General features: G+C 55.8%; 19 protein-coding genes and 1 pseudogene. 8 read left to right on the plus strand and 12 right to left on the minus strand.

The window, feature by feature from the left end; all coding sequences use genetic code 11:
- The first annotated feature begins 185 nt into the window (after positions 1–185).
- The gene (locus HP547_RS13690) at positions 186–566 is read left to right on the plus strand and encodes a winged helix-turn-helix domain-containing protein (protein ID WP_172286569.1); all 381 of its coding nucleotides are present in this window, start codon (positions 186–188) and stop codon (positions 564–566) included.
- Positions 567–1,070: 504 nt separating this feature from the next.
- Here the strand turns inward: HP547_RS13690 and HP547_RS13695 are convergent.
- Positions 1,071–2,390, minus strand: coding sequence for a 2-hydroxycarboxylate transporter family protein (locus HP547_RS13695; RefSeq protein WP_172286570.1), 1,320 nt, complete (start codon positions 2,388–2,390; stop codon positions 1,071–1,073).
- A gap of 121 nt (positions 2,391–2,511) precedes the next feature.
- On the opposite strand from HP547_RS13695, the gene HP547_RS13700 reads away from it, so the two are divergent.
- On the plus strand, positions 2,512–3,429 hold the full coding sequence (locus tag HP547_RS13700; RefSeq protein ID WP_172286586.1) for a LysR substrate-binding domain-containing protein: 918 nt from the start codon (positions 2,512–2,514) through the stop codon (positions 3,427–3,429).
- Positions 3,430–3,444: 15 nt separating this feature from the next.
- Here HP547_RS13700 and HP547_RS13705 read toward each other — a convergent pair whose 3' ends face one another.
- The 5 genes from HP547_RS13705 to HP547_RS13725 form a co-directional block, all read right to left on the minus strand.
- Complete coding sequence (locus HP547_RS13705; RefSeq protein WP_172286571.1) at positions 3,445–4,140, minus strand: RraA family protein; 696 nt, start codon at positions 4,138–4,140, stop codon at positions 3,445–3,447.
- Between the two features lie 49 nt (positions 4,141–4,189).
- The gene (gene leuD / locus HP547_RS13710) at positions 4,190–4,798 is read right to left on the minus strand and encodes a 3-isopropylmalate dehydratase small subunit (protein WP_172286572.1); all 609 of its coding nucleotides are present in this window, start codon (positions 4,796–4,798) and stop codon (positions 4,190–4,192) included.
- A 1-nt stretch (position 4,799) separates the two neighbouring features.
- The gene (gene leuC / locus HP547_RS13715) at positions 4,800–6,221 is read right to left on the minus strand and encodes a 3-isopropylmalate dehydratase large subunit (protein WP_172286573.1); all 1,422 of its coding nucleotides are present in this window, start codon (positions 6,219–6,221) and stop codon (positions 4,800–4,802) included.
- 148 nt (positions 6,222–6,369) lie between these two features.
- Positions 6,370–7,119 (minus strand): sulfite exporter TauE/SafE family protein, encoded by a 750-nt coding sequence (locus HP547_RS13720; RefSeq protein ID WP_172286574.1) that lies wholly within the window; start codon positions 7,117–7,119, stop codon positions 6,370–6,372.
- A 263-nt stretch (positions 7,120–7,382) separates the two neighbouring features.
- Positions 7,383–8,258 carry a LysR family transcriptional regulator gene (locus HP547_RS13725; protein ID WP_172286575.1) on the minus strand — a complete coding sequence of 292 codons (876 nt, stop codon included), beginning with the start codon at positions 8,256–8,258 and terminating at the stop codon, positions 7,383–7,385.
- Positions 8,259–8,356: 98 nt separating this feature from the next.
- On the opposite strand from HP547_RS13725, the gene HP547_RS13730 reads away from it, so the two are divergent.
- The 3 genes and pseudogenes from HP547_RS13730 to HP547_RS13740 all read left to right on the plus strand — a co-directional run bounded on the left by HP547_RS13730 (position 8,357) and on the right by HP547_RS13740 (position 11,929).
- The gene (locus HP547_RS13730; RefSeq protein WP_172286576.1) at positions 8,357–9,526 is read left to right on the plus strand and encodes a mandelate racemase/muconate lactonizing enzyme family protein; all 1,170 of its coding nucleotides are present in this window, start codon (positions 8,357–8,359) and stop codon (positions 9,524–9,526) included.
- A gap of 103 nt (positions 9,527–9,629) precedes the next feature.
- Entirely contained in the window at positions 9,630–10,937 is a 1,308-nt protein-coding gene (gene dctA / locus HP547_RS13735) for a C4-dicarboxylate transporter DctA (RefSeq protein WP_172286577.1), read from the plus strand.
- A 118-nt stretch (positions 10,938–11,055) separates the two neighbouring features.
- A pseudogene (locus tag HP547_RS13740) lies at positions 11,056–11,929 on the plus strand (oxaloacetate decarboxylase).
- 191 nt (positions 11,930–12,120) lie between these two features.
- Here HP547_RS13740 and HP547_RS13745 read toward each other — a convergent pair.
- Positions 12,121–12,732, minus strand: a complete 612-nt coding sequence (locus HP547_RS13745; RefSeq protein WP_172286578.1) for a LysE family transporter — start codon at positions 12,730–12,732, stop codon at positions 12,121–12,123.
- 175 nt (positions 12,733–12,907) lie between these two features.
- On the opposite strand from HP547_RS13745, the gene HP547_RS13750 reads away from it, so the two are divergent.
- Positions 12,908–13,804: a LysR substrate-binding domain-containing protein gene (locus tag HP547_RS13750; RefSeq protein WP_172286579.1), complete on the plus strand. Its 897-nt coding sequence runs from the start codon at positions 12,908–12,910 to the stop codon at positions 13,802–13,804.
- Here HP547_RS13750 and HP547_RS13755 read toward each other — a convergent pair.
- From HP547_RS13755 to HP547_RS13765, 3 genes are all read right to left on the minus strand, one after another.
- The gene (locus HP547_RS13755; RefSeq protein ID WP_172286580.1) at positions 13,798–14,706 is read right to left on the minus strand and encodes an MBL fold metallo-hydrolase; all 909 of its coding nucleotides are present in this window, start codon (positions 14,704–14,706) and stop codon (positions 13,798–13,800) included. The genes HP547_RS13750 and HP547_RS13755 overlap by 7 nt on opposite strands.
- A gap of 403 nt (positions 14,707–15,109) precedes the next feature.
- Positions 15,110–15,430, minus strand: a complete 321-nt coding sequence (locus tag HP547_RS13760) for an AzlD family protein (protein ID WP_172286581.1) — start codon at positions 15,428–15,430, stop codon at positions 15,110–15,112.
- Positions 15,427–16,140, minus strand: coding sequence for an AzlC family ABC transporter permease (locus tag HP547_RS13765; protein ID WP_172227326.1), 714 nt, complete (start codon positions 16,138–16,140; stop codon positions 15,427–15,429). The genes HP547_RS13760 and HP547_RS13765 overlap by 4 nt, the downstream gene beginning before the upstream one ends.
- A gap of 126 nt (positions 16,141–16,266) precedes the next feature.
- Between HP547_RS13765 and HP547_RS13770 the strand changes: the two genes are divergently transcribed.
- A complete protein-coding gene (locus HP547_RS13770) occupies positions 16,267–17,139 on the plus strand; it encodes a LysR family transcriptional regulator (RefSeq protein ID WP_172286582.1) in 873 nt (290 codons plus the stop codon).
- Between the two features lie 204 nt (positions 17,140–17,343).
- On the opposite strand, the gene HP547_RS13775 is transcribed toward HP547_RS13770, so the two are convergent.
- Complete coding sequence (locus HP547_RS13775; protein ID WP_172286583.1) at positions 17,344–17,802, minus strand: anti-virulence regulator CigR family protein; 459 nt, start codon at positions 17,800–17,802, stop codon at positions 17,344–17,346.
- Positions 17,803–17,973: 171 nt separating this feature from the next.
- A complete protein-coding gene (gene lpdA / locus HP547_RS13780) occupies positions 17,974–19,374 on the minus strand; it encodes a dihydrolipoyl dehydrogenase (protein ID WP_172286584.1) in 1,401 nt (466 codons plus the stop codon).
- A 206-nt stretch (positions 19,375–19,580) separates the two neighbouring features.
- Between lpdA and HP547_RS13785 the strand changes: the two genes are divergently transcribed.
- Positions 19,581–20,174: class I SAM-dependent methyltransferase (locus HP547_RS13785; protein WP_172286585.1), on the plus strand; the 594-nt coding region annotated here is incomplete at its 3' end.

Raw genomic sequence — 20,174 nt, forward strand, 5'->3', positions numbered from 1 at the left:
CCTACATGGAACACCTAAGTCAGAAGTGCGGTGTGCCATTGCTGTTCGAGCAGAGCCGCTGATCGAATCAATCCCGCGGTTTTATAGCTGGTACAGCGTGTTGACGCGCTGATGGTACATACCTGCGCGTCGGGTTTCGCTCACGCGGCCGCGGCGATTCTCACTGTTGAGGGTGTCTCCCCACCATGTCTCATAGCCAGAGCGCTGCGACCAATACCTTCGAGCAATTGGAGTTGACTGCCAGCTGCGGGACAGTGATGTCCTTGTGCATTCAGCAAAACGTGGTGCGCCTTCATGATCACCATTTTCAGCTGAAGCCCACGCCATCCCGGCTCCTGGCGCTTCTGATTCGCCACGGGGAACAGGTGGTGAATCGCCAAACCGTACTGACGGAGGTCTGGGGATACGATTTTGACCCCGGTACCAAGATCATTGACGTTCAGATCTGCTACTTACGAAAAGCCCTTGCGGCCGTGCATGCACCGTTTGAAATCAAGACGCATCGTGGCAGGGGGATTAGTCTACGTTCGCTGGGCAACGTCAACGTCGGTAACAGGTCTCGGTAGTTGCGCTGGTCTCTGACCACTGCGTTCGTGGGGCGCGCAGCCCATTGAATAGCATCATCGATATGGCACTCGCTCAACGGCGCTCAATGCCGCGCCGTTGTTGGCTGCGTCAGATTCAATTCTATACACCATTAGCTTGAAATCGCTTTTTGAGCATTTGTGACAGCTTTGCAATTTCTCCAATCGAGGCCGCAAGGCCCGGAATTTGGCCTCCCGTTGCGATAGTTTTAATTCTCTAAATACAAAATGGTTTCGTTGAATTAAACCTGTTTTCGAACAATTAAAACTGTCGCCGGTAGAGGGAAGCGCTCGCTTCCCTTCATCGGGCGGTTCACCATTCCCCCCGCGTCACCCCTTCCTGCCTAAGTCTGGCGTTCTCTGATGCCCGTTCCAATACAGGTCGAATCGCCCCTGGTTTCCTGGACACTCTCCAAGCTCAGAAATGCTGCGTGGCCTGGTGGCGATGGCATGAACGTAAAGACTTAAGCAGGCAGCCAAGATTACTCAGCTGAAGATGCCCAACAGAACGGTGGCCCCGATCACGGTAGCTGCACCGCCAATACGAGTCGAGATCTGGGCGAAAGGCATAAGTTGCATCCGGTTGCATGCGGACAGGATAGCCACGTCGCCAGTGCCACCCAAGCCGCTGTGGCAGCAGGTAACGATAGCTGACTCAACCGGGAACATTTTCAATAGATTGCCAATGAGGAAGCCCGCCGCAGTCATTGCGATGACTACCGAAGCGCATACCATCACGTAACCCACAGAGAATACGCTTGCAACGCTATCGAGAGGAACGTAGAGCATTCCAAGCCCGATCATTACTGGCCAGATGAAAGCAGTGGAGATGAGCTTGTAGAATTTTTTGCTGCCTTTCTCCAGCTTCTCAGGCAACACGCGAACATATTTGAAAATAACTGCTGCCAAAATCATCATCACTGGGCCTGGGATATGCACGATTTTCTCGAGCAGACCACCCAAGACAAAAAAGGCGCAGATGAGCAGAACCCCTGCTCCCATGTAGCGGAAGTCGATGGCGCTATCATCCTCAGCTTCTTCTTTGAACGCGTCATTCTCTTCCCGCGCGCGAATCAGTTGGCCGTCACCATTCAGGCTAGGCTTACGAGCTGCCCAACGAGCTAAAGTACCAGCACAGATGATTGCAACGATGTTGCCTACGACTGCGGCAGGAACTAGCTGGGCAACGTATTGCTCCGGAGTTCCGCCAAGGATGTGTGAATACGCAAGCGAGAGGGGAAGGATGCCCTCACCAATCCCACCGCCGATGATTGGAACAATGATGTAGAAGAATGTGTGATGTACGGTATACCCGAAGCTAACGCCGACAGCCAAACCTACCGCCACTGCCGCCAGGGTGCCGATTACAAGTGGAACGAACATCCGGATCATGCCTTGCACAAGAATTGTCCGGTTCATCCCCAAGATGCTACCTACCACCAGGCTTGCGATTACAAAATAAAGGAAGTTGGCGTCCTTCATCAGCATTTTGGTGGCATCAATCGTGGTGCTACCGAAGAAGCCGTAGTAGACCAGAACAGAGGGGAGCAAAAGGCACAAAATAGCTCCGCCGCCAATGTCGCGGAGCAGAGGCAGTCGTTGACCCACCTGGCCGAGGAGCATGCCCATGGTCATGATGACCGCTAGGCCACCAATCATAGTCTTGGGCAGATAGCCCAAATGAGCTGACAGGAAAACGATCAGGGCGATACCGAGAAAATACGGCAGCGGGATTACACCAATTTCGTATTCCATAAGCGCGCTGAACCGGCGCCGGGCCGGCAGTGCTTGGGTTGCGAGGGTCATTTTGAATTCCTCTGTTTATTTTTGTGTGAGGAGGCTTGATGCCAGGGATCACGAGATTTTCCTTTCTGATAAAATGCTATCCTTCGCAGAATCGTAAAGAAACGGGCGTTCTATGCACGCTATGAACACGAATCATGAAGTAAGGCCGCTACCAGATGACCTTCGGGTCTTTCTCACAGTGATTCGTGTGGGTAGCTTCTCAGGTGCGGCTCTTGAGCTGGACCAGTCGCCTGCATACGTGACCAAGCGCATCAAAATCCTCGAAGAAACACTTGGAACACGGCTACTCCATCGAAGCCCTCGCAAGATCGCCCTCACGGATTCCGGCGTTAGAGCTCAGCAATGGGCTGTGCGGATTTTGGATAACCTTGACGAGTTCATGGGCGAGCTGAGCCAAGTGCGCAAAGCCCCGAGGGGCTTATTGCACATCTGTAGCAGCTTCGGCTTCGGTCGTAATTATGTAGCTCCTGCAGTTGCAGAACTTTCGAGTGCATACCCTGACTTGGAGGTTAAGCTTGATGTTTTTGATAGGGTTGTTGACATCGTCGCTGAAGGATTTGATTTGGAAATAAGAGTCGGCGATGATATTCCCGAAAATCATATAAGTCGACTGCTCGTTGCCAACAAGCGAGTGATCTGCGCCACGCCTGAATATCTTGACCAGCGAGGGACGCCAGATAAGCTTAGCGATCTGGTAGATCATGATTGTCTGGTACTCAAGGAAAGAAACAACCCTTACGGAGTATGGCGGCTGCTTAATTCGCAGAAAGAAGAGACCGTGAGGGTCAACGGCCGGCTTTCATCGAATAATGGCGAAATCGTTCTTCAGTGGGCGCTAAACCATCGTGGTTTGTTGCTGAGGTCGATGTGGGATGTTAAGCCACTTTTAGAACAAGGCCGCTTAGTACAAGTACTTCACAAATATAGCCAGAGTGCTAACGTTTGGGCTGTTTACCCCACACGCTTGGCGGACTCCGCCAAGCTACGGGTATGCGTGGAGTTCCTTGAATCGAGGTTCAGCCGTTTGGGAGCAGATTAAGAGCGCGTCAGCCCTTTAGATAGGGCAGCCCTTACCGCGAAGCTGCTCATCAAAACGTTCGGGGTCGAGAGTACCTGCTGCGATGGACTTGAGGATGTTTGCTTCTCGATCAAGCAGTTCCGTGCACCTTGAGTAGACCTTCGGCAGTTCATCTGCACGCACTGCCACCACTCCGTCGGCATCGCCAATGATAAGATCTCCAGGACTCACCAGCATTCCAGCGCAGGCAACCTGAACGTTGATTTCTCCGCCGCCGTCCGTGCTTGGCCCTCGGTGCACATAGCCTAACGCGAACACGGGCAGCTCACCTCCCAGCCATTCTTCCCTGTCTCGGATGGCGCCGTTGACAACCACCCCGGCAATGCCGGCTTTGATAGCCATGGCACGCATGATGCCGCCAATCACCGCACGGCTTAGATCTCCACTGCCATCAACGACCAGGACATCACCGGGCCGCGCCATTTGAATGGCTTTGAGCAACAACAGATTGTCCCCTGGTCGAATCCTGACAGTCAGGGCGCTTCCGCAGAGGTGTCGGAATCCATGATATGGCTTAAGTCCCAAGCCGCCGGTATTTCTTCCCAAACAGTCGCTGACAATGGCTGAAGGCATTCCTTCAAATGCTTCTCGCCATTTATCCTCGAGGGGTGGAGCGGAGGGATTGATACGGTACCCAGTAGGCCATTCCCCATCGTTTGTTACGTCGAGCATTCGAGAATCTCCTGATGCCGACCCCTCAGGGTCGGGTGACGATTAGGGGTCAGGCCAACCAAGGGTTCGCTTGCAGATGACGTTCCTCAAAGCTACGGATCTGCTCACTTCGAACAAGTGTGCTGCCGATTGCGTCAAGGCCCAGGAGAAGAGCATCTTTCCGAAGCGCGTCGATCTTGAATTCGATGCGGCGACCATCAGACAGGAGGATAAACTGCGCCTCCAAATCCACAGCGATCTTCGCAGTCTCAGGCTGACTCACCATGGCACCCAGCTCTTTGAGCTCTGCCGGGGACAACTGGATGGTAAGTACACCATTGCGCTGGCAGTTGTCGTAGAAGATGCCTGCGAAGCTGGTACCGATCAGCGCTCGAATCCCTAACTGTTTCATCCCCCAAACTGCATGTTCGCGGCTTGATCCACAACCGAAGTTTGGGCCGACGACCAGGAATTTGCTATCGTTCCAAGGCGTTTGGTTCAGTACAAACTCAGGGTTTGGAGTGCCATCGTCCAAGAAGCGCAAATCGAAGAACGCTCCGCGGTCAAGGCCATTACGGTCAATGCCTTTCAAAAACTGCTTGGGCATGATTACGTCGGTGTCGACATTCGCTGCCAGGATCGGCGCCGCAACACCTTCTACTTTGTTAAACGGCTGCATATCAGGCCTCCAGAACTAACGAACGTACATCAACCAAGTGTCCAGTTACCGCAGCTGCAGCGACCATCGCTGGGCTCATGAGGTGGGTGCGAGCCCCCTGACCTTGCCGCCCTTCAAAATTGCGGTTGGTGCTCGATGCGCAGCGATCCCCTGGGTTCAGCACATCGTCATTCATGGCAAGGCACATCGAGCACCCTGACTGTCGCCATTCGAAGCCAGCGTCGCGGAAGATCTGGGCGATCCCCTCTGCTTCTGCATTGTCACGTACCATAGTGGAGCCTGGCACAATCATGGCCCGTACACCTTCGGCCACTTTCCGCCCTTTAACTATACGAGCGGCATCGCGAAGGTCTTCGATCCGAGCATTGGTGCATGAACCAATGAACGCATGGCTGATTTTGATGCTGCTAAGTGGGGTTCCTGGTTGCAGATCCATGTAGCGCAGTGCCCGCTCCAGGTCACGGCGCAAGATCAGGTCGGGCTGTTCCATTGGATCGGGGACTGTGTCAGAAATCGCAGCCGCTTGATCAGGGCTAGTACCCCAGGTCACCATCGGTTGCAGGTCTGCTACATCCATGCGGACTTCCAAGTCGAATATGGCCCCTGGGTCGGTGTACAGCGACTTCCAGCTTTCGACTGCCTGATCCCATACGGCCCCTTCAGGTGCGCGCGGCTTATCAGCGAGGTACGCAAATACCTTCTCATCCGGTGCCATGAATGCGCCGCGAGCCCCGGCTTCAACTGCCATGTTGCAGATGGTCATTCGTGCTTCGACGCTCAGAGCGCTGATAGCAGGCCCGGTGAACTCGATGGCATAGCCAGTCGCACCCGAAGCGCCGATCTGGCGAATCAGTTCCATGATGATGTCCTTGGAAACCAAACCGGGCCCAGGGATGCCATCGACAGTCACTCGCATGCTTTTCAGGCGCTTGTACACCAGCGTTTGGGTCGCCAGAAGGTGCTCGATTTCGGAGGTGCCGATACCGAAGCCAAATGCACCCAGTGCACCGTATGTCGTGGTGTGACTGTCACCGGCCGCCACCACCATGCCAGGGAGGATGAAGCCTTGCTCTGGCGCGACCACGTGTTCGATGCCTTGACGCTTGTCCAAGACGTCGAACAGTTCAATACCGAAATCGCGGCAATTCTCTTCGAAGTAGTTGACCTGCAAGGCTCCACCAGCATCTGGCATGTCGGAGATGCGATCAGGTGCGGTCGGGTTGACGTGGTCGACTACACAGAGGGTTGCCGAAGGGCGCCAAACCTCCCGACCCGCTTCCCGCAAGCCGCTGAAAGCTTGAGGGCTGGTGTATTCGTTCGCAACCTGGCGATCAATGTAAAGCAGCACGTGCCCTTGATCATCCAGCTCACAAACGGTGTGGGAGTCGATGTGTTTCTGGTAAAGCGTCTTTGGGGTATTCATAGCGAATTTGCACCCGATATTGTTATTGATACAGCCCGCAGGCATCACGATCACTGGCGAGCAGTGGTGGTACCAGCTTATCGAGTCAAATTTCTAAATAAAGATGCCAAGTAAATACGTTTGATGCACATTTCGTGAATTAACTGCTTCAGCCTTTGATGAATAGCATGGTCGCCGAGGCCACCAGAAAAACGGCGAACAAGATTTGGAGGTGACGCTCATGCACCCGGTAGGCCCATTTCACTCCACAGCCAACGCTTAACAGTCCTCCTAACGCCATGGCCAGGCCCATAGGCCAATCCACATGGCCATTCCAGCAGTAGGTCGCCAACGTAATCACGGTGCTTGGAAGCGCGAGCGTCAGGGCCATGCCCTGCGCAGCCAGTTGGCTGAAGCCGAAAACACCAGTGAGGACAGGAACTGCCCCCACGGAAGCACCCACTCCGAAAAAGCCACCTAGAACACCACAGCCCGATCCAAGTACGCCTAGTCGGAGGGAAGATGGTTGAGCCTTGGGTTCACTATCCCGATGAGAGGTGCGGTTCCTAAGCAAGGTGAGCACTGCCAGGCCAAGCATCAACACTGCGAAGCCCATTCGGATGTAGAGAGGGTCGAGGTGCACCGCTGCTCGTGCACCAATCCCTGCAGTGATGAAGCCCATGGCCGCCAGGGGGAGTGCAAGTGACCAGCGGATGGGGCTTCTCTGCTGATACCTCCAGAGTGCAAGGGCGACGTTCGGAACCATCATGACCAAAGCAGTGCCCTGAGCCAGCGTTTGGCTTAAACCCAAGATTAGGGTCATGAGCGGAATGGCAACGAGGCCGCCCCCAATTCCGAAGAAGCCACCCAGTGCGCCCATGAGAACGCCAAAAACGAAGTCAAATAGGAAGTTGATCATGTCGCCAGCCGTGTGAGTCAGTTGGCAAGTGGGAGTCCGCCGGTCAAAGAAACGCAGGATGCCGTGATCAAACTAAGTGAGGAACATCTTCTCTATGAATAGGACGTCCACGGTATGTGAATTGAGGGGGAGTAGAGCTCCGTTACATGCGCGATTGGGGGCGGCAGCGCTGTTGTAAGCATTGCTACACTTGCGGATCAAGGCGCCTTATCAAAATGTCCAGCCCTTGCGACAGCGCGTCGGCGGACATTGCAGGCGACTGATCAAATCTCCGCCTTGGCCCAGAATGTTTCTGCAGACTGACTGAGTGTTGCTTTGGGCCGTGTCAGATGAATTTCCAAAGGAATGTCCCAGCTTTCATCGAGCGCCCGGACCAGACGCCCGTCCAGTATCTCCTGCTCCGTAAGGCTCTTGGGTAACCACGCCACGCCCTTGCTTTCCAACGCCATGGACATCAGCACCGCTGCAAGGTGACTGGTGAAAAGGGACTTCAGGTGAAGATAATCTTCTTTGCCCCTAAGTCTGTGCGCGACGATACGGCCCAGCCCGGATTCATGGGTGTAGGCGAGGTAAGGCAATGCCGCAGGCGAAGTACCGAAGTCAGCGTGCGCACTGGCAAGCGGAACGAGAGTGTCTTCGCCCACCTTTTTGCTGATGAAGTGTTCGGGTGGCAATAGCGGCGGAACGTCGGGGTGGCGGTGGCATAGTAAAAACTGAACCTGGCCATGAATCAGCATTTGTTCACAAACGGCCATGCTATCTGAGTGCAGTTGCACTGCTTCGATTGGTGCACCGCTTTCAGCACTCCGGAGCCACTTCGGGAAAAAGGTAAAAGAGAGGGAGTGGGTCGCCGCAAATTGTAATGACCTGGCTGCCACCCCTGCGACCTCTTGAGCTTCGCTGCGTATCCGGTACAGGGATCGGGCCGCTTCCTGAGCACTGGGCAAGATATGCCTTCCAGCCTCGGTGAGCGTGGCTCCGTGTGGTGAGCGCACGAACAGCTCAACGCCCATCCAATTCTCCAGAGAGCGAACTCTGCGGCTGAAAGCCGGTTGGGTTACATGACGCGCTTCGGCCGCCCGCACAAAGCTCCCGTACTCCGCGAGCGCTGAAAGATCTTCAAGCCAAACCAGTTCCAAGGGCCATGCCTCCTGTGCATAGGGTCCGGCATTAATAGCATTGGGCGAGCGCTACCTCAACGCATAACGTGGGGTCACATACAACAAGAGGAACTGTCATGCGCATCGTCGACATCCGTGAAAAAACCGTTTCCATTGCCTCGCCAATTGCCAACGCGTACATCGATTTTTCCAAGATGACCTGCTCGGTCGTCGCTGTGGTCACGGATGTGATTCGCGACGGTAAGCCGGTCATCGGTTATGGCTTCAACTCCAACGGTCGCTATGGCCAAGGCGCATTGATGCGCGACCGCTTCCTGGCTCGTATCACTGAAGCAGACCCAGACACTCTCATTGACCATGAAAACAACAACTTGGACCCGTTCGCCATCTGGAAAACCCTGATGACCAACGAGAAACCAGGGGGGCACGGTGAGCGCTCTGTCGCCGTGGGCACAATCGATATGGCTGTCTGGGATGCCGTAGCAAAAATCGAAGGCAAACCGCTGTACCGCTTGCTCGCTGACCGTTACCGCAATGGTGTTGCCGACGACAAAGTCTGGGTGTACGCAGCCGGCGGCTACTACTACCCTGGCAAAGACCAATCGAAGCTCAAGGCCGAGATGCAGAGCTATCTCGACCGCGGCTACGATGTCGTCAAAATGAAGATCGGTGCGGTCCCGCTGGACGAGGACATCCGCCGTATCGAAGCCGTGCTTGAAGTGGTTGGCGACGGCCGCCGCCTGGCCGTCGATGCCAATGGGCGGTTCGATCTGCGGACCGGCATCGCCTACGCCGAAGCCATCAAGAAGTACAACCTGTTCTGGTACGAAGAGGTCGGTGATCCCCTCGACTATGCGCTGCAGGCTGAGCTGGCAAATCACTATGAACTGCCTATGGCCACTGGCGAAAACCTGTTCTCTCATCAGGACGCCCGCAACCTGCTGCGCCACGGCGGCATGCGGCCTGATCGTGACTATCTGCAGTTCGACTGCGCGCTGTCTTATGGCCTTGTCGAATACATGCGCACCCTCAAGGTGATGGAAGAAATGGGCTGGTCTTCCCGCCGCGTTGTACCCCACGGTGGCCACCAGATGTCGCTCAACATTGCCGCCGGCCTGCATCTTGGTGGTAACGAATCGTACCCGGATGTGTTCCAGCCGTTCGGCGGCTTTGCGGACGGCATCCAGGTTGAAAACGGCTACGTCGGCCTGCCCGACATCCCAGGCGTGGGCTTTGAAGCCAAATCCGCCCTGTACGCCGTAATGCGTGAACTGGGGGAGGGCTGATCATCTTCGGTATGCGGTCTCTGTAGACGAGGCCGCAGTACCAGGCGGCGCAGCAGCGCCGCCAAGCCACATGCCCATCACAAAAATAAAATGAGGTGCTTCCGTGGATCTTTCCAAATCCCGCTGGTACAGCCAGCTGTATGTGCAAGTGTTGATCGGCATCGTGATCGGTGCGGCAATCGGTTACTTCGTACCCGACATCGGCGCCAAGCTCCAACCCTTCGCCGACGGCTTCATCAAACTGATCAAGATGCTGTTGGCACCGATCATCTTCGGTACTGTTGTTGTTGGTATCGCCAAGATGGGCAGCATCAAAGAGGTTGGCCGTATTGGTGTTAAGGCGCTTATCTATTTCGAGATCCTGTCGACCATTGCGTTGGTCGTCGGCCTCATTGTGGTCAATATTGTTAAACCTGGCGAAGGTATGAACATCAACGCCAGCACCCTCGATGGCAGTGCCATCAGCAAATACAGCCAGGCCGCGAGTGAACAAGGCGGCACGATCGAATTCTTCCTCAATATCATCCCGCATACCTTCGTCGGCGCTTTCTCCAACGGCGTCATGCTGCAGGTGATCCTGCTTTCTGTCTTGATGGGCGTCGCACTTGTGCAGATGGGTGAAACCAGCAAACCGCTGATCAACACCATCGACTTGTTCCTGCAAGGCCTGTTCAAAATCGTCGCAATGGTCATGCGCCTGGCTCCGATCGGTGCCGGTGCGGGCATGGCATTCACCATCGGCAAATACGGTATCGGTACGTTGCTGTCACTCGGCCAACTGCTGGTCGCACTGTATATAACTACTCTGATATTCATCGTGGTCGTGCTCGGTGCCGTCGCCAGATGGTCTGGAATGCCACTGATGCAGTTCCTTCGCTATTTCAAAGATGAAATTCTTATCACCCTCGGCACCTGCTCAACCGAAGCCGTGCTACCGAGAATGATGGTGAAATTGGAGAAGCTCGGCTGCAGGAAATCGGTGGTCGGCATGGTGCTCCCTACGGGCTACACCTTTAATGCGGACGGCACCTGCATTTACCTCACAATGGCTGCCATCTTCATCGCCCAAGCGACTAATACGTCGCTGACGTTCATGGATCAAATGATTCTGCTGGCTGTATTCCTGCTGACCTCCAAAGGCTCGGCTGGCGTTGCGGGTGCAGGGTTTGTAACGCTGGCTGCAACGCTCACAACTATCCATTCCATTCCATTGGTGGGCCTTGTGCTGCTCCTGGGCATCGATCGGTTCCTCAACGAAGCGCGGGCGGTGACCAACCTGATCGGCAATGGCATCGGCACCATCGCGATTGCCAAGTGGGACAATTCGTTTGATGTCGAAGCTTGTGAACGAGAAATCGCAGCCATGAAACAGGAAAAGGCGGAAAGGAAGGCCTTGCTGGCGCATAAGTGAAATCGCCCTTACTTCCGGTCATCGCGCTTGAAGGTCGGCGATGATCGGTCGTGATCTGGTTTCTTAAGCCTCGCCTAGCATGCTTTGCACCAGCTGAATGAATGTAATGGAGCCAAATATGATCAAGCGATCGCATCATGAATTGCGCAAAGCGTTTGGTGATCTGCTTCAAGGACATGTCTGTAAATTTGCGGCTTCTGTATTCGATCCTATCTCGGTGCGTATGGCATCCGACCTCGGCTTCGAGGTGGGCATACAGGGAGGCTCTGTCGCTTCGCTTCAAGTGCCTGTGGCACCGGACATTGCACTGCTGACGCTTGATGAATATGTCGAGCAGGTCACCAGAGTTGGGCGTGCGAGCCAAATCCCTGTCATCGCAGACGCCGACCATGGGTTTGGGAATGCGCTGAATGTCATGCGCACAGTCAGTGCGTTGCAGAAAGCCGGCGTTGCTGCGTTAACATTGGAAGACACTCATCTGCCGGCCAAATATGAAGAGCAATCGCCGGTGCTGATCGGAGGGGAAGAGGCCGCAGCCAAGATCTACGCTGCTCGATTTGCCCGCTCGGATGATACCCTCAGCATCATCGCCAGCACGAATGTGGCCGCTACCACGCTAGAAGACGCTATCGCGCGTACTACGGCCTATGAGAAAGCGGGTGCAGATGCTATTTGCCTGGTTGGGGTTAAAGACTTCCCTCACTTGGCGGCACTCACGGAACACCTCAACACGCCGATCATGCTTGTAAACTACGGTAATCCGGCGCTCAGCGATGTTGAGAAACTTAGCGCTGCCAATGTGCGCATCGTGGTCAATGGGCATGCCCCTTACTTTTCTGCGATCAAGTCGATCTACCAAGCGCTGCGTGAGCAAAGCGGTTCTCAGGGGGGAGCTCTCCCTCCCTGAGCTGATTTCTAAATTCACGTGTGTGGAGAGTTATCGAGAGTGGACAAAGACGTACCTGAAGGTGGGGCACGACTCGCCGCCCTGAGTAGCCCCAGCAAAATCATTAGACCAGTTCAACTACCCGCCCTGTGATCAAGACCGCCGAAGTCCGAAGGCTCGCTGCAGCTCTCGGCTGGCCAGGATGCTATCGCTTCATTCGGCTTTTTCACAATCACACACGGAACGCGGCGTTCCACGTTAAGAATATTTTTCAGGCTGAAGCAGCTAGGCGTTTCGCTACTGTGAAACTGCCATCCAGCCGGCACAAGCCGTCATGACAGTTGCGCCGGTGCGGTTCAACCGCTTCATGGCCTTAGTCGACCGAACCGCCCGCGCGATTTTCGATGCCGTAAGTACGTAACCCAACTGAACGGTTAAGTCGATAGTGATGCCTAGCAAGCTTATGTACACGACCTCAGCGATAGTAAGGGACGTGAGATCGAAGGCGTGGGGCAGGACAGCCCCGAAGAACACCACAGCTTTAGGGTTACTCAGGGTCAATATCGTGCCCCCGAGAAGGCCCCGACCTGCCGATCGATTGAACTGCAGGGTTGGGTTTTCCACATCCTTCGTCCAGAGATTCCACGCGATGAAGAGGATGAAGGCTACACCCAGCCATTTCACGGTGACGAACACTTCCTCGTATTGCAGGGCCATTGCAGCAAGCCCAAGCGTTGCCACAAGCAACCAAACCGTATTCCCCAATACCATACCGGCGACGTAGGACAGCGATGAGCGAGCTCCATAGGCAACAACCTGACCCATCAGGCCAACCTGGGCGGGACCTGGGATTGCAGCGGCTATTGCAAATGGGACTGCAAAAAACCAGATTGAAGATGTACTGCTCACGATGAAGCCTCGCCATTACAATGAGGGTGCCTCGGCGATACTCGCGCAATACTTGCCATCACGCAATGAATAACCCCGCGTTGACCTGGATAGCTACAGATGTCCATCAAGCTCGGACGAGTTGCGAGATCAAGGACGATCTCCGTAACAACAGGCAGTGGATAATGGAGTTGAGATGGCGCTTCCCCCGTTACACAGCTTTAAAGTATTTGAGAGCGTTGCCCGGTTAGGAAGCCTTGCCGGCGCAGCGGTTGAATTACATGTCACCACCGGTGCGGTCAGCCAACAGCTCAAGGTCTTGCAGTCGAGCCTGGGCGTGGAGCTGTTCACCAAGCAGGGCCGCAGATTGGTCCTGACGCCTAGAGGCCGCTATTTGCACAAGCGCATCGCTAGTGCCATGCGCGATATCAGCGATGCCATAGGTGAGCTACGGATTGGCAACGAGCAGGAACAGCCGCTCGTTGAGATAAAGTTGTCCATCCCACCGGCCGAAGGCACCGAGTGGTTGGTCTCCCCTTTACTCCGTTTCATGGTCGACTCGCAGCTGGTAAAGGTAAGCGTGATTACGGCGCCGAATATGGCGCAGGTGGATTGGCGCCGGGCCGACGTCGCAGTGGTTTATGGCACACCTCCTTGGCCGGGATATTGGTGGCGCCTTCTGCATGGCATTCGAATGATTCCAGTATGTAGTCCTCAATATGCGCGAGGTCCATTGGCTATTCACGAAGTTGAAGACCTAATGAAACATCGGCTATTACATGAGGACGCCGTTAGTCAGTGGCAGCAATGGCTGGCCGAGGCGGGGTATGTGCGTGGCGGCTTTGAAAATATCCATTTCGAAGATTTCGGTATGGTGCTACAGGCCGCACGAGAAGGATTTGGCGTTGCGCTGAGCGATGAGACCGTTTCTGCCCGGGATCTGGATGAAGGCCGACTGATATGCCCCTTGCCGCTCTCCGTGCCCGCACTGCATAACTACTACGTCGTTTGCACTGAGCGCACGCGTGAACGACAAGAGGTACGGGCGTTTATCGATTGGTTATTGGATACAATCGGGCAGCCGGGTCAATAACCAAACCCACGACCATCAGTGAAGCGAATGTTCGTCAGGATGCTGATGTCTTTATGGACCTTATAGAGCTCGGAGCTTTTGATGAGCTCTGGATCGCTGAACGATTCTCCCTTAGCCCGACCCGCTTGTATCTGAAGCATCTTGTCCCGGATGGCCACTACATCGGCATAGGTCATGGCTGGCACCTTGGATGGATCCTCATCAGCATGGGCGCCATAGATAGCTGTCTGTGGATTGATGACCTTCAACGTGGCATTCAGTGACGAGACATAATCCTTGAGGTTCCCGGCCAATAGCCAAGAAGGATAGAGGTGATCACCGGCCAGCAGGATGTTATGCGCTTCATCGTAGAGAGCCACTTCGTCCTGAGTATGCCCCGGTACGCTGAGTAAGCGGACCTGCAAGCCACCTAAGTCGATAATCTCCTGTGGCTTCACTAATCTTGTCACTTTAAAAGGAGGAACTACCATGTGGTCGAAATTACCGAGATAAACCGGTTCCGGTACTTGGTAGAGGTCATCTTTCACCTTGAACTTGCGGGTGAAAGGGGTATCGACCAGATACACGCTCTGAAAATTGTGCAGACCGCCCAGGTGATCGAAATGGAGGTGCGATGGCAAGACTGAGAGTGGTTTATCTGTGATTTTCTTAGCCACCTCCGTAATGTTCTCCTTCTGGTTCGCCCCGGCGTCGAACATCAGGGCCTTTCTCTCACCTACGATGAGGTAGGAGTAGTTTTTCTGGTAGTAGCTCGGTTCTCCGATGGCATATAGGAAATCAGTCAACCTATGAACGACGAAGGGTGGACCATCTGTCTTGCTTGCCTCGTCAGCATGAGCAACGGACGGGGTGGAAAGCACGGCGATGGACATCAGGGATAGGGCTTTTATGAGCTTGCGCATGGGGCGCGGACCTCTTCTTATAATTACTGAAAAGGCAGAGCATCGTCTGCAGTGACATCTAACCGTTAGCGGTGTCGGAATTCAATCCAGCCTTTTTGAGCAGACAAAATTCAGTTGAGCTAAAGCGTCAGACACATGCAAAAAAGCTGGCGCGCATCAGTGGATTGGCCCTTGCCAAGACAGGCCGAAGTGGTTTGTCTCACGCGCACAGTCAGTGAGCTCCAGAAAGCGGGTGTTGCCGCGTTAATCCTGCAAGACACTCCCCCGCCAGCCAGACTCGAAGAGCAATCGCCGGTGCTAATTAGAGGGAAGAGGCGGCGGCCAAGATCTATGCTGTTCAATTTTCACGTTGAGTTGGATTCATGGAGAGGCAGATTGAACCGGCGTGAAGATTCAATACAGACTAAATGAAAACGAGGAACTGCCTGAACAGCGCCGCCATCAATAACCCTGCGGTGATTGCGGGAAGTGGCTTGCGCAGCGCGAGCATCACGATCGCGGTCGTCAACAAGGCAACACGTGCCCCGTTATCCCCCGTGACCGCCAGCGGTGTCAGCACCGCTACCAACACTGAGCCCGACATGGCATTTATGAATTGCTGCACCCTGTAGTTGATTGGGACGAACGACATCGCGAACACCCCACCCCAGCGGGTCACAAGAGTGACCACAGCCATGATCAGAATGATGTACACCGTGCCGAATCCCGAGATATCAATGCTCATGCTTTTTTCTCCGTCCAAACGGCGCCGAGCAGGCCACCAGCCAAGGCTCCGGTGACGACGTGGCTGTTTTCAGGCAGATATGTATACGCGATTAACGATGCAGCGGCTGCCACACTCCAGATGATCAGCATGCGTGGGTTCTTCTGGCCGCCGAGCACCATTGCCAGCAGGAAACAGCCCATGACCATGTCCAGGCCCAGGCTGACCGGGTCCTGGATGACCGTGCCAAATTTCAGCCCCAGCCAACTACCAAGCGTCCAGGCCGACCAAAGCGCAAGGCCGCCACCGAACAGCAGACCCATGCCGGCCTTGCCGTTACTGAACGCCTGCATCGACATCGCCCAGTTGGCGTCCGAAACCACCATCATCACCCCATAGCGCTTGGCGCGTGGCAGCTCGCGCAACCACGGATACAGCGTCGCGCCCATCAACAGGTGCCGGGCATTGATCGCGAACACCGTTACGATCAATGGCACCACCGGAACGTGCTGCCCCCACAGGTCGAGTACGGCAAATTGCGCAGCGCCGGCGAAAACCAAACTGCTCATCAGCAGTGTTGATGCTTCGCTCAGGCCTGTTTGCGCGGCGGCCAGGCCGAAGGCGATGGCAAACACCATCACGAACATGGAGATGGGCAGCAGTTGTTTGAAGCCGTTCCATATCTTGTTTCTATTCAGCTCCACCGAGCTTGCATCGACACTCAACACCATTACACCTCATCACCACCGCAGGTTTGTACCGCTGTTCAGGCGCCATTCTGAGGACTTCCTCCCGCTCAAGAAAAGCGAATAAGTGTTATAAAGGCCATTCGATTGTCGAATGGCTTGAGATTGGCTATGCACTCCAAGGATCTGCAAATTGACTGGCTGCGGACTTTTGTCGCAGTGGTCGATACTGGTTCGATGACTGCGGCGGCGCGGCAGGTATCGCGCTCGCAATCAGCCGTCAGCATGCAGCTGAAGAAACTTGAGGACAGCATCGGTCGCCCGCTGCTCAACCGCGAGCCTCGGCAACTGTCCTTGACGCCAGCTGGCTTCGACCTGTTGGGCCACGCGCGCAAGTTATTGGCATCCCACTCAACGCTGGTGCTGGCGATGCATGGCGGGGCACTTTCCGGTCGAGTGACGTTCGGCGTTCCAGATGACTACGCCGTGCCCTATCTGGTGCCGGTGCTCAGGCACTTTGCTACGCGTTTCAGCGACGTCGAAGTCACGTTGGTGTGCGAGGAGTCTACCGCGCTGCTGGCAAAGGTTGATCGAGGTGAGATCGACCTGGCGCTGGTCACGCGTGATGCACCTTCGCGGGGAGAACTGTTGTTCAAGGAGGCACTGGTTTGGGGGGCGGCCGAGCAGCACGAAATCTGGAAGTGCAGTCCCCTGCCTATTGCTGTGCATGAACTGGGCGGACGCCTGCGTAGCGAGATCCTGGCAGCGCTTGACGCTCAGCAGCGTGAGTACCGTGTCGTCTATAACAGCCCGAATGTCTGTGGTCAGATCGCTGCCGCGCAAAGCGGCATGGCGATTGCGGTACTAACCCGGTGCAGCCTTCCACCGAGCTTGAAGATGGTGGATACCCGGCAAGGGTTGCCTGAGCTGCCGGTGATTCAAGTTGTGTTGATGCGTAGCCGGGATTCAAAGGGCTCTCGAGCTGTGGATGCGATGTACGATGAGGTCATGCGGGCTTTGCGCGATCCACTTTGTATCGAATAGAGACTCAAAAGCGCAGCGCCCCGCCGGTACTTAGGCCGACCAGCTGCTGCCAGCATTAGGGCACAGGACGTGACAGCAGCGAGACTCGTGGCTTGCCTAAGGGGCTTATATCGCATGGTTTAAACTGGCCCACCGGCTCACAGTTCAAGTCTGGGAACGGGGCGAAGCCATGTTCCCACAATGGGAAATCAATCTGATTTACAGCTAATCAAACGCACCATTCAGCACTTCATAAATAAGCCCGGTCGCCAGCGCCACCAGGATCAAATCCGTCCCAACTTGCTGCCACTCGTACCCGTCATAGTGTGGCAACCTGCCCACCAGTCGACCATCGAGCTTCTTGGCGATACCAGGCGGAAGCGGCTTGCCGCGAGCGAGGTTCTTCTGAATCCCTGGCGGCAACGCAGGCCCCGGGCTCCAGTAATCCCGGTAACCATCGACAATCCCCAGGACGCTCGCATGATTGATACTCGGGCCACCGTGCCAATCACCCTCACCTGACTTTTTGCCTTTGCCGCCATGATCCTGGTTATGCGACTGGTTCCCTTTGGCATTTCCCTGGCCCTTGCCATTGCCATTACCGGGATCAGCCATTGCAGGCAGAGAGCCACAGATCAGGGCGAGACAGGTAACGCCGACGGTGATTGAGCGGAAAATGAACATGGGAGCGTTCCTTCGTGTGGGGGTACATTGTCCAATCTAGACGATTGCCCCAATGTCAATCCATTGCCCCCGTGCCTACACAAGGCCGTGCCTGCAAGCGAAAGTGCTTTCCCTGCAGGCGCGGCCCCGTGTCGTGTCAAGGGCTGGAACCCAGCGCATGACAAATCCGAATCAGATCTGCATCGCCATCCCGTCCACATTCATCGCTGCCTGGCGCAACGCCTCGGAGCGAGTAGGGTGGGGGTGGCAGGTAAGGGCGATGTCTTCCGCCGAAGCCGAGAACTCCATGGCTACGCAGAACTCACCAATCATCTCGCTGACACTTGGGCCCACCAGGTGCACCCCCAGCACTTCATCGGTTTCGGCATCGGCCAGGACCTTGGCGAAGCCTTCGGTCTCGTGGTTGATCTTGGCCCGGCTGTTGGCAGTGAACGGGAACTTGCCCACCTTGTAGGCACGCCCTTCGGCCTTGAGCTGTTCTTCGGTCTTGCCCACGGTTGCCAGCTCGGGGCGGGTGTAGATCACGCCGGGGATGAGGTTGTAGTTGACCTCGTGAGGCTTGCCGGCAATGCGTTCGATGCAGGCCACTGCTTCGTCTTCCGCCTTGTGCGCGAGCATCGGGCCGGAAGTGACGTCGCCGATCACCCAGACACCCGGCACTGCAGTGCGGTGGTGCTGGTTGTCGAGCATGCCGCGCTTGTCGGTTGCCAGGCCCACGCTTTCAAGGTTGAGGCCCTGGGTGTAGGGGCGACGGCCGATCGCCACCAGCACGTAGTCGGCCTGCAGTGTTTCTGCGCTGCCGCCCGCGGCCGGTTCCAGGGTCAGGCTTACGCCCTCGGCGCTGGTGCTGGCCTGGGTTACCTTGCTGCCCAGCTTGAACACCATGCCTTGCTTGGCCAATGCCTTCTGCAGGGTTTTTGCGGTTTCTGCGTCGGTGCCCGGGCAAATGCGGTCGAGGTACTCGATGACCGTGACCTGGCTACCCAGACGACGCCACACGGAACCCAGCTCAAGGCCGATCACACCCGCACCGATGACGATCAGGTGCTTGGGCACCTGTGGCAGGGACAACGCACCGGTCGAGTCGATGATGCGCTGGTTGTCGATGGTCACCCCGGGCAGCGGGGTGGGCTCGGAGCCGGTGGCAATAACGATGTCTTTGGCCTGCAGCACGTTTTCGCTACCGTCGTCTGCCTTCACCACGACCTTGCCGACGCCGTCCAGGCGGCCCCAGCCCTTGATCCAGTCGACCTTGTTCTTGCGAAACAGGTACTCGATGCCCTTGGTCAGGCCAGTCACGCTCTCGTCCTTCTGCTTCATCATCTGGGCGAGGTTGAGGTTGGGCTTTACTTCGATACCGAGGTGCGCGAACTCGTCACCGCTGGCGGCCTCGTACAGCTCGGAAGCATGCAACAGTGCCTTGGACGGCATGCAGCCCACGTTCAAGCAGGTGCCGCCCAGCGTCGAGCGGCCTTCCACGCAGGCTACGCTCAGGCCCAGCTGGCCAGCGCGGATGGCTGCGTTGTAGCCGCCAGGGCCACCGCCGATGATCACCACGTCATAGGATTTCATGGGTTCAACTCCAGGATGTAGAAGCGCGAGAGGGGCATAAGGTTAAGCTGAGACGCTGAAATTGTATACAATCTGCTGCGCGTATAAGATCAGTTGGTTCTAGACCATGGTCTGGTTTAGAGGAAACATCCCACGAATGAACTACTCTGATCCGGCGACGTTCGAAATATCAGGCGTCGTGGCCAATTGCGGATAGGAGGGTCGTTATGCTTGGGCAACTTCCACCGGCACTGCAGCGCTTGCATCTGCCGCTTCGCCTGAAACTGTGGGACGGTAACCACTTTGATCTAGGGCCCAGCCCGCAGGTGACGATTCTGGTCAGAGAGCCTCAGCTGATCAGCCAGTTGACGCACCCCAGCCTCGACCAGCTGGGCGCGGCATTCGTCGAAGGCAAACTGGACCTTGAAGGCGATATCGGTGAGGCCATCCGCGTGTGCGATGAGCTGAGCGAAGCGTTGCTGACAGATGAAGCCGAAGCGCTGCCGCAGCGGGTGTCTCACGACAAGAGCACAGACGCCGAAGCCATCTCCTATCACTATGACGTTTCCAATGCGTTCTACCAGTTGTGGCTGGACCAGGACATGGCGTATTCGTGTGCCTACTTCCGCGAGCCCGACAATACCCTCGATCAGGCGCAACAGGACAAGTTTGACCACCTGTGTCGGAAACTGCGCCTGGACGCAGGTGATTACCTGCTCGACGTGGGTTGTGGCTGGGGCGGGCTGTCGCGTTTTGCCGCCAGGGAGTATGGCGCCAAAGTGTTTGGTATCACCTTGAGCAAGGAGCAACTGAAGCTCGGT

The organism is Pseudomonas sp. CM27 (genome assembly GCF_013179515.1).
GTDB lineage: Bacteria > Pseudomonadota > Gammaproteobacteria > Pseudomonadales > Pseudomonadaceae > Aquipseudomonas.